Origin of the sequence: Trichocoleus desertorum AS-A10 (genome assembly GCF_039962155.1) — a bacterium.
GTDB lineage: Bacteria > Cyanobacteriota > Cyanobacteriia > FACHB-46 > FACHB-46 > Trichocoleus.
Genome location: NZ_JAMPKN010000004.1, coordinates 253,246 through 262,219, shown reverse-complemented (window position 1 = coordinate 262,219; position 8,974 = coordinate 253,246). Strand labels below are relative to the sequence as shown.

General features: G+C 48.6%; 13 protein-coding genes. All 13 read right to left on the bottom strand.

The genetic code is table 11. The features are described from left to right. Positions 1-78: 78 nt before the first annotated feature. A complete protein-coding gene (locus NDA01_RS09635; protein ID WP_431193358.1) occupies positions 79-561 on the bottom strand; it encodes an HPF/RaiA family ribosome-associated protein in 483 nt (160 codons plus the stop codon). Between the two features lie 233 nt (positions 562-794). After that, positions 795-923, bottom strand: a complete 129-nt coding sequence (locus tag NDA01_RS09630) for a hypothetical protein (RefSeq protein WP_348227782.1) — start codon at positions 921-923, stop codon at positions 795-797. Between the two features lie 44 nt (positions 924-967). After that, the gene (locus NDA01_RS09625; RefSeq protein ID WP_190435549.1) at positions 968-1,168 is read right to left on the bottom strand and encodes a DUF2949 domain-containing protein; all 201 of its coding nucleotides are present in this window, start codon (positions 1,166-1,168) and stop codon (positions 968-970) included. A 27-nt stretch (positions 1,169-1,195) separates the two neighbouring features. Continuing rightward, the gene (locus NDA01_RS09620; protein ID WP_190435552.1) at positions 1,196-1,411 is read right to left on the bottom strand and encodes a hypothetical protein; all 216 of its coding nucleotides are present in this window, start codon (positions 1,409-1,411) and stop codon (positions 1,196-1,198) included. A gap of 194 nt (positions 1,412-1,605) precedes the next feature. Then, the gene (locus tag NDA01_RS09615; protein ID WP_348227781.1) at positions 1,606-2,748 is read right to left on the bottom strand and encodes a GUN4 domain-containing protein; all 1,143 of its coding nucleotides are present in this window, start codon (positions 2,746-2,748) and stop codon (positions 1,606-1,608) included. Between the two features lie 15 nt (positions 2,749-2,763). Further along, positions 2,764-3,132, bottom strand: coding sequence for a hypothetical protein (locus NDA01_RS09610; protein WP_348227780.1), 369 nt, complete (start codon positions 3,130-3,132; stop codon positions 2,764-2,766). 171 nt (positions 3,133-3,303) lie between these two features. After that, entirely contained in the window at positions 3,304-4,485 is a 1,182-nt protein-coding gene (locus NDA01_RS09605; RefSeq protein ID WP_242065642.1) for an LptF/LptG family permease, read from the bottom strand. 42 nt (positions 4,486-4,527) lie between these two features. After that, on the bottom strand, positions 4,528-5,256 hold the full coding sequence (gene lptB / locus NDA01_RS09600; protein ID WP_190435564.1) for an LPS export ABC transporter ATP-binding protein: 729 nt from the start codon (positions 5,254-5,256) through the stop codon (positions 4,528-4,530). Between the two features lie 111 nt (positions 5,257-5,367). Beyond that, positions 5,368-5,841 carry an LptA/OstA family protein gene (locus tag NDA01_RS09595; protein ID WP_348227779.1) on the bottom strand — a complete coding sequence of 158 codons (474 nt, stop codon included), beginning with the start codon at positions 5,839-5,841 and terminating at the stop codon, positions 5,368-5,370. Between the two features lie 200 nt (positions 5,842-6,041). Beyond that, complete coding sequence (locus NDA01_RS09590; RefSeq protein WP_348227778.1) at positions 6,042-6,482, bottom strand: DUF309 domain-containing protein; 441 nt, start codon at positions 6,480-6,482, stop codon at positions 6,042-6,044. 28 nt (positions 6,483-6,510) lie between these two features. Continuing rightward, complete coding sequence (locus tag NDA01_RS09585) at positions 6,511-6,879, bottom strand: ferredoxin-thioredoxin reductase catalytic domain-containing protein (RefSeq protein WP_348227777.1); 369 nt, start codon at positions 6,877-6,879, stop codon at positions 6,511-6,513. 104 nt (positions 6,880-6,983) lie between these two features. Then, a complete protein-coding gene (locus NDA01_RS09580; RefSeq protein WP_348227776.1) occupies positions 6,984-8,192 on the bottom strand; it encodes a DUF58 domain-containing protein in 1,209 nt (402 codons plus the stop codon). An 80-nt stretch (positions 8,193-8,272) separates the two neighbouring features. Continuing rightward, entirely contained in the window at positions 8,273-8,872 is a 600-nt protein-coding gene (locus tag NDA01_RS09575; protein ID WP_190435579.1) for a hypothetical protein, read from the bottom strand. Positions 8,873-8,974: the final 102 nt, after the last annotated feature.

Here is an 8,974-nt window from a genome sequence, read left to right as displayed (position 1 = left end):
AAATGTTCTAGAAGGCTTGCAGCAGTTGATGGCATGGTCAGTTAGGAGTCTCTGGCTAAAACGCTCTAATCCAGTATCTCACCCACTCTCTTGCCCCAATTTAGATGCGTTTGCCCTGTGGAAGTAGATATCTTGACCGTCCAAAGTCTTAATAAAGCCGTATCCTTCTTCCCGAAAGATCTTGTTGACTAAGGCAGTCGTTTCATACGCTTCTTGGTTTTGAGACTTATCACTTTCGTGCTGACGTTTGGTGAGTTTGCTTAGCTGGCGACGCGCAGCGCTGAAAGCGTCCCGAATCACAGTATCAAGTTCAACATACTGAGTCTCTTCTCCGGGGTTAGAGTCAGCGACTAACTCATGGCCAGGAGGTACAGTCATATCAATGCGGACTCGGTAAGGAGAACCGCTGCGGGGGCGATCGTGAATTTTTTCTACAGCAATATGGCAACTGCTAATGTGGTCACAAACTTCTTCTAATTTGGCAACCTTTTCATGAATGAGAGCATCGATCGCGGCTGTTTTTTCAACATCACGATAGGTAACTTCTAAAGGAACTTTCATATTGGTCTCTCCAATGATTAGGCACTTCAGGCTTGGAGTAGAAATTGAAGCCCTTCTGAATAGGGGAGGACTCATATTTCTACTAAAACCAGAAATGCTCGAAAATGAAGCCATGACCTCAGACAACCCTACGCCACTTCCACAACGGTATGCGTGGAGCTAGCTAAATTATCTCGGTTAAAGGCGCTGAAGTCAGAGCTAAAGCTGGATTTGAAATACTGCTTTCGATCATGCTATGCGGCGATCGCTGCGGCGGATTCTATCGCAATACAGAAATCAAAACTCAGTTGTGCCTCTAACGGCTTAGGCAGCTTGACTGAGGCGGTTGTAGGGTCAAGTGCTAAGCCGAGACTGACTAACACCCAACGGGCGATCGCGTTCTGCCAGTACCCGCTTCAAGTTCTACCTACAGCAAGGTCAGGCTGTGCTGCTCTAGCCAGTCAAAGATTTGATCTAGTTGGGTTAAAGTGACTAAGCCGTATTGCCAAAGGACCATTGGCAATAGGCTAGGAGATTCTGAGTGTTGCCAAGCTAGCATGACGGCAGCAGCAGGAATCGCCAAATCCTCTTGCAAAAATCGCATAAATGACTGATTTCTAACTTCCATCGTCCTCACCCTGTGGTTGGTTTGCAGTTACATCTCTGCCGACAACTCGTTTACAACCTGCACTCGACGTTGTTTTAAGGCATGAAGTAAACGGTCAATCGTGCATTGCTCTTCTGCGCTCATGTCGTTGCTCAGAAGGGCTGCCAGGATGCCATAGCGATCGGCTAAGGTAATCTTGCCAGAACTGCTGACTTGAGCAAATAGTTCGGAGAGAGCAGAGGGCAAGAGGTTAACAGGAGGCATCGTGACGTTCAGGAACTCGCTACTGTTAATATCTAATTTTTCTCAGCCAATTCCAGTGATAGACCAAGCTCAGCCTTGTGATAATTAGCCTGCTGACAGGTGATGAGTGTCACGCGATCGCCTAGCTTCTGGCAGGTCAACTCCTCAAAGCCAATTGCAAATAAAAAGCTTGAATCGGATTATTCTCCTAGAAATCAGTATCTCAACCATGATGGAATGAACGAATTGCGCTCATACTGACGTTCCATCAAATCATCGAAAACAGTTTGATTCAGATGGCAGTAGTTTGGAGAAGAATAATAGAAATAGGGCTCATCAGCATCCTCAAACATTACAATTGCAGGTAAATGTCCTGCTGGTGCTGCTAGAGAATATTGAAGATCCGTGTAGTATAGGTAACCATTTTCGAAGGACCAACCGACACAATCAATAAAAGCAGTGTAAGCGTCTTCGTTTTTCCAATCCCTCTTCTGAGGAGGGTAGGCGCTTGAAATCCTTTTCCAGATACGCTGCTGAACACTGAAACCGAAACGTCCTTTACTATATCTGAGCCATAACTTGTTAATGGTTTTGAGATCTCCCGGAGGGATTTCGTTGACAGCAATAGTGCGTTCAGAGTACCAAGTTTCTGGCATCAAATCATGGATAAATCGGGCTGTTTCCTCATCAGCTTCCTTCCACTGTCCAGCCTCAAGTAAGTCATGTAATAGTTTATACTTGTCTTCTATAACAAGAAATGAGTCATTTTCTGTACCTTTAGGAATCTCATCAGCAATCTGAACTAGTCTCTCAGCAACTTCCTCTGCGTGAGTAGTAGAAGAGCCTAAAGAATCCTTCCATCCAAAAAGCTTTTGCCTAAACCTGAGATTTTGGTGTAATTCAGTTGTCAACTCCTGAATAACCTGCTTCTCAGCTCTTTCCTTAGAATAATCTTGTGCTCGAAGATGCTCTAAAACTTCTTGAATTTGAGCAGTAAAGTGGGACAGGTCTTGACCTACGTATATTTGATTTCCTTGTATATTGATATAATCACCGCTAATATGCTCGTTATAGTTTCCCCCATCTGTATTGATATTCCTCTGACGATCATTATGGCTTTTCTTAACCAAAGAGTTTTGTAGGCTCCTTGGGTCAAGTTTTGAACTTAAAAAGCACAAAAAGCAGCCAAGTCCCAATATTGGAATGCCTAATAAAAAGCCAATCAATGTTATTTGGCAAATAATTACAAAGCCAACGGCAATAAGAAATAAGCCAGTAAGATAATACTTCCAATGTATTGGGGTTTTAGAAGCTAGTGTAACCAGTTGTTTGATTAGAGCCGCCCTTCTCTCCTTCATTGACGTTGATTTTTTTCAAAACAGAGAAGTGTTTAGTAGTTGTAGCGCAATCTTTACTACCTCTACAGCTGCCTGACCTATTAAGCCGTTCGCAACCCCATCTCGAACATATTTTCCTAGGGTAATTAATTTTTGCTTGAGAGCAGGTTGGCTTTTGGCTTGATTTGCTAGCTCAGTGGCAACTATTCTTTGAGACTCTTCAGAACTGTATTTTCTCTCATCTTGAAGTTGAGCTAGACGTTGTTGGATATGGATGACAACTTGGGAAAAGTCTTGGTTTACCTCTGTAGAGTTCCCTTGTATGTAGTTCCCTTGTATATAATTTCCCTTTAGTGAGTGAATATAATTTCCGCCACCCGTATTGATACTGCGATCGCCACTCATACAAAAATCCGTTTAGTGTTTTTAGGATCTTAAATCCCTTTCGCCTGAATGTGGATAGTGGCGTTTACTACAACACTAAAAGTTTAAAGATAAGCTTCTCATTGCCCCAAGCGATCGCGCCTAACTGCCATCTCCACATAGAAAATCAGGCAACCGTCGCTGCCTCTACGATCAGGTAGAGCGAGCTAACAGGAATCCTCCTACCCCAAAGCCAAAGATGTTTGGGAGCCAAGCTGCCATAACCGGGGAAAAAACTCCTGCTTGCCCCAGAGCTGCCGTGAGAAACGCCAATGTGTAGTAGACAAAGATAATCAAAACGCTGAGGCCAAACCCTGTAGCTCGGTTGGTGCGGCCTGGTTTAGCGCCCAACACAGCACCAATCAGACCAAAGACCACGCAAACAAAAGGAAAGGCATATTTGCGCTGAATTTGTACCCTCAGCTTTCGTAGGGTTTGCTCATCCGCACTTTGATTGAGCAAAGAAAGATATCGTTGCGCCTCCGCAATGTTCATCTCGTTACTATCTTTATTCCACATTGCCAGATCAAGAGGGGTACGGGCGATCGCGAAAGGTTGCTGCTGAAATTCTTGAATGCCACTATAGGAACCATCGGGAGCAACGGCATAAATGGTGCCCTCAAAAAAATCCCAAGCGCTTTGAGTAGGATTCCAGAGAGCAGATTTGGCTGACACAATTTGTTGTAAGTTTTTTTGATTAAACGTCAGCACCGTCAGGTTGATCATGCGCTGACCATCGAATTGTTTGGCGTAGAACAACTGCGATAGAGCTTGTTCTGTTTTGCCATCTGGTCGCTGGATGTCGCTAAATTCCCGGTAGAAGATATCGCGTTCTTGAAAGGAAGGGCGATCCTTCCTGAGGGTTTGATTCAGTAAGACAGAAGCTTGATAAGTGGTCTGAGGAGCGATCGCTTCATTCAGGGCAAACGTGCAGCCTGTCACCACTAAGCTCAAAATCAGTGCTGGAACTACTAATCGCCGCACACTGATCCCACAACCCCGCAACGCGATCAATTCGCTATCGGTGGCGAGCCGACCGTAAGCAATCAATGCTGCCAGCAAGGTGGACATGGGCAAGGCATAAACAACGAACTCTGGCAGGCGCAGAAAAAAGACCTGAATCGCCAAATTCAGGGGTAGATCATCGCCTGTCACCTTGCGGACCAAATCAAACAAAGTGCCAATCGAAACCGCGATCGCCGAAAATGCCCCCACGCCAAATAGAAACGGCATGATTAGTTGACTGGTGATGTAGCGATCCATCAAGGACAAGCCACCTGTCAACCAAGTTAGAGGCCAGAAAAGAAAGCGGAAAGATTTTGTGATGCTAGTCATAGAAGCCGAAGCCCTGGCGAACAGTCGAACCGAGCTGCAACGCTAACGTTGGAAGTTATCTCCTAGGTAGTACTGCCGCACCAAGGGATTATTGTAGAGTTCTTCGGCGTTACCAGAAGCTAAAATTTGCCCGTCCCGCATAATATACGCGCGATCGGTAATCGCTAGAGTTTCTCGCACATTGTGGTCTGTAATCAAGATCCCCATTTGGCGATCGCGCAACCGACTGACAATTTCTTGAATTTCCGCCACTGCGATCGGGTCTACACCCGCAAACGGTTCATCAAGCAACAAAAATTTCGGGCCTTCTCTTCCTGCTGCCAAGGCTCTGGCGATTTCGGTGCGTCGCCGTTCGCCACCGGAAACCCTAATTCCCAAGGTAGAAGCAACTTTCTCTAGGCGAAATTCTTGTAGCAAATGGTTGAGACGCGATCGCCACTCTCGCCGAGGAATCTTAGTTTGCTCCAGCACTAGCAAGATATTGTCCCGAACGCTCAAATGCCGAAAAATACTGGGTTCTTGCGCCAGATAACCGATGCCCAACCGAGCGCGGGAGTGCATTGGCAAAGTGGTGATATCGCGGTTATCCAGCCAAACGCGACCTTGATTAGGCTTTTCCAATCCAGTAGCGATGTAAAACGTGGTGGTTTTCCCAGCACCATTCGGTCCTAGCAAACCGACGATTTCCCCTTGGGAAACCGATAGGCTGACCCGATTGACGATTGTGCGTTTGCCGTAGGACTTGTGAATATTCTCCAGAACAATCTTCAACGATTTACTCCCAGCCTAGCTGCATCGCAGACCAATCGGCCTTGATGGTATCAAAGATGAGTGGTCTGAGGCTACTTCCACTGAGTAGACCCCTAAGATCCAGGTTTCGCATTAAAAAGGTGGGTTCGCTAAAGCGGGTGGAGTTGCTGGGGTTGATGCTGGGTCAGCCACAATATAAATCGACTCTACTTGTTTGCTGGTCTGCGGTAGAGCCACAAAGCGGCCTTCGTCAATCAGATACGTAATATTTTCGCCCCGTAGGCTATTGCCTTGCTGCAAAACGTACACATTGCCACTCAGGACAATCCGGCGTTCGCGGCTAAAGTATTGAGCCTGAGCCGAAGTTGCCTGAATTTGGCGAGCTGGGTAAGTAATTTGCACATTACCACGGGCCGTAACTACACCCGTTTTGGCATTGGCTTCTTGCACATCCGAGCGTAGCGTCAGGGCGCGGCCTGGAGCAGTTTGAGCTTCAGCGCTTTTGAGCGTAGCGGGTAGAGCGATCGCGGCTAGGGTCGCAGGAACTAGCAAGGCCGCAGCGAGGCGACGGCCAGTATAACGGGACAGTTGGGAGAAAGGCAGCATAGGTCGTACAAGTTCAGAGGGCAAAACAGTAACCGGGTCAGACCTCAGGCTGGAAGAGAGGCAAAATCTCTGTAGGTAGTTTACCGAATCCTGGTGCCTAGTTCAGGAGAAAGTGCGAGCAACTGAGGTAGAAACTTTGACGATGCTTCTCCCCTGGAAGTTTCGCAGCCGCTAACCTCTGTCATTTATGCCTGCGAGCATTAGGATGGGGTAACTAAAACAATTTGGGGCCAACAAGGTGCGGGTTGGGTTTCAGAGAGAGCGATCGCTTCCTCTCCCACCTGATTCGCTTGCAACTGCTGTCTCAAACTTTCCACGTTTTCAGGGCCTAGGGCTTGAAGTTGCTGCAACAAGGTGGCACTTTGCTCCAGTAAATGCGTTACCTCAATGCCGCCGTAAGTCGGTTGGTAATCTCTTAGACGATTCATGCCCTCGCCTAGCAGGATCGCTGCACCGCGCCAATTGAGGTTTGACAAATGATAGCAAGCCACCGCAATCTGCAAGATGCCTTGATAGAACCGCCGTAGGGGATCAACTTCCTCTAGCCACAGCGCTTCTAGAGTGTCATGACAGGCATAAAACTCGCCTTGATTAAACTGCTCCACTGCCTGCCAAAACTCTGGTGGCATGGTTTCACTCATAAAGCCTTCCTGACGCAGCTTCCTCAGCTTAAGCCGAGAGGCTGCTTCTAACCACAGCTAGCTCATCCATCGAAATTTCCTGCTGCTGCCCCGCAAAGTCATTCTCGCGCTGTAGAAATAGCATGCAATGGCATTCTTGGCGCTCCCGCATGGGTACGCAAGGGCAATTCCAGAACGTCGCATTCACCTCTGCTTCTTTGTCTTCGTAGTGCCGACAGGGGCAGAGGGGACAACCCAATTGATCTTTATGCTTGGCTAAACCCTCAATCACTACAGCCGTCACGGACAAATCAACGCAAAAGTAGGTGTTGGTGCGCTTGGCATAGGTTTCGGCAAAGTTCCGCATCGCTTCCAAGTTCTTTTCACTCGCGAGGGTGCCGTTTTCAGATGAGTTCATAGGGCAAGCTCTTTCATACAAGCGTATTCCCGCATTGTATCGCAGCCCTTCTCTGGGCTAAAGGAAACCAAAACCTAGATAACTCGACTGATAACTCATAACTCCTAGCTCCTAACTTCTGGCCCTGGCTCTTGGCTCTTGCTTTCTGAATACAAACGCTGTAACTGCGATTGCAACTGAGTTTGTAAAGATTTATCTAATTGGATCACCAAGCCAGGAAACTCTAGGTCGCTAGTGGCTACTAAACGAGGCTTTTGGTTTGTAGGTGGCCACAAAAGCCAACGGCTACCGAGAGGCAAGGTATTCAGGCTTTGGGGATTTTGCGTCAGCCAAACCATGGGCAACTCAGGTAAACTCTCTGCCCGCACTTCTTCGCCAGCGTAGGTACCTGCCAATGCCTCTAAAACCGAGCGATCGCCTTGGAGCAACCCTGTACCCGCCGTCCACAGCTTCACATGAGTATCCCGGTGAGCCATGTAGAAATACAGCGACGCTGCCGCAATTACCGCTTGTTCAAAATCATCGGCTTGCCAAGCCCCCGCACTATCTAGGCAAATGACAATCTCTTCTCCCCCTGTAAAAACTTCTAACTCCCGCACCCGAAATTCACCATAACGAGCGCTCGTCCGCCAATGAATTAAGCGAATCGGATCACCCCAACGGTAAGGTCGTAAGGCCCGAGTAATCCCTTCTGTAGCGTTTTGGGAGCGGCGGCTACTGTGAAACTTGGGGCTATTTTCCCGCCCAATTTCGTCGATTAGGGGGCAAGCCGTGAGGGGTAAAACTGTAGGATAAACGATCGCCGCTGCTTTAACGGTGCGCTCTCGCCGACACCAAAACAATCCTAGAGGTGCTGCGGTGCGGAGTTGTAGATTGTGCCAACGATACACCCCCCGCTTCTCAGTCGGCTGAAAGTAGGTCCAGCGGTAAGTTTTTCGGGGTGGAATTGCTTCTACGACCGTTGCCGCAGGTTTCGCCAAGCGATAGGGCAGCAGATCCCGAACTTGCAACAGCGTCTTGGCTTGGGCGGTGCGGTTTTCCAGGTCTAGCTCAATGGTGAGGTCACTCCCCACACTGACCGGATTAATGGGGCGACGGGTCACCTGAATGCCTCGCAGCGATCGCTCTGGCAAAATGGCAGCAACCCCCAACAGCGCCACGATCACCCCGCTCATCACGTATAACCAACCAGACAGGGTATTGGTGCCCGCTGCGAAGAAGAAAATGGCCAGCCCTGCTAGGAGCCAACCACTGTAGGAGGGCGTGACCCAATGCGTTTCTAGCCAGTCAGCGATTCGCTTGCCAAGGTTCATAGTGGATGCCTATCCTGAAGCCAAACCGTTCGTCGGAGTTGGCTCCAGTCTAGACCAAGCGATCGCAGACTTGAAAGCCTTTAAGGTAGGGCAGGCGATTCTACGGGGGTGGTTAGCGGGGTAAAGCGAGGAGGTAGGCTGGCATCTTGCGGAATGAAGTTGGGGGCAAAATCGACGACTGGGTCACCAGCATCCAGACAAGTTGCCATTGCATTGGTTGGGGTGAGGTCGTCAACCCGGCGGCTCAATCCCACGACACAGTCCGCAAAGCGCTTGGGTAGCAAACTACGGCGGCAAGTATCCAATACTTCTGGGAGGGCGGGGTTTTCAGTCTCGCGATTAATGTCTACCACGCAACTGGCAAGTTCTAGAGGCCGTCGCACTTGGCGGCAAGTCAAGAGAGCATCCAGACCTGCGACTGATGTTTGGCGGGTAATCCGCTCAACACAGTTGGCCAAATCTCTGGGACGGAGTACCTCTCCACAAGCCTCAGCCACAATGGGGGGATCAATCCCCGCATCTAATAAGTTAGCGGCACAGGTTTCATATTCATTACGCTGAGTTTGAAACAAGAAAGCAGCAGCAGGGTCTGGAGGTATGGCAAGAACCAATAACCCAGCGATCGCCAGGGGTGCCCCAGACAAACGGAGTAAGTAGCGCGGAAGATCGATGTGACGCATAACAGCTACTAGAAGGAGAGCAACAAAATTAACTAATAATCAACAAGCGAAGCTGCGGTGATTGTCTCATATTGTTTAGGATTTGGGTCTAGGGTTTGGGTT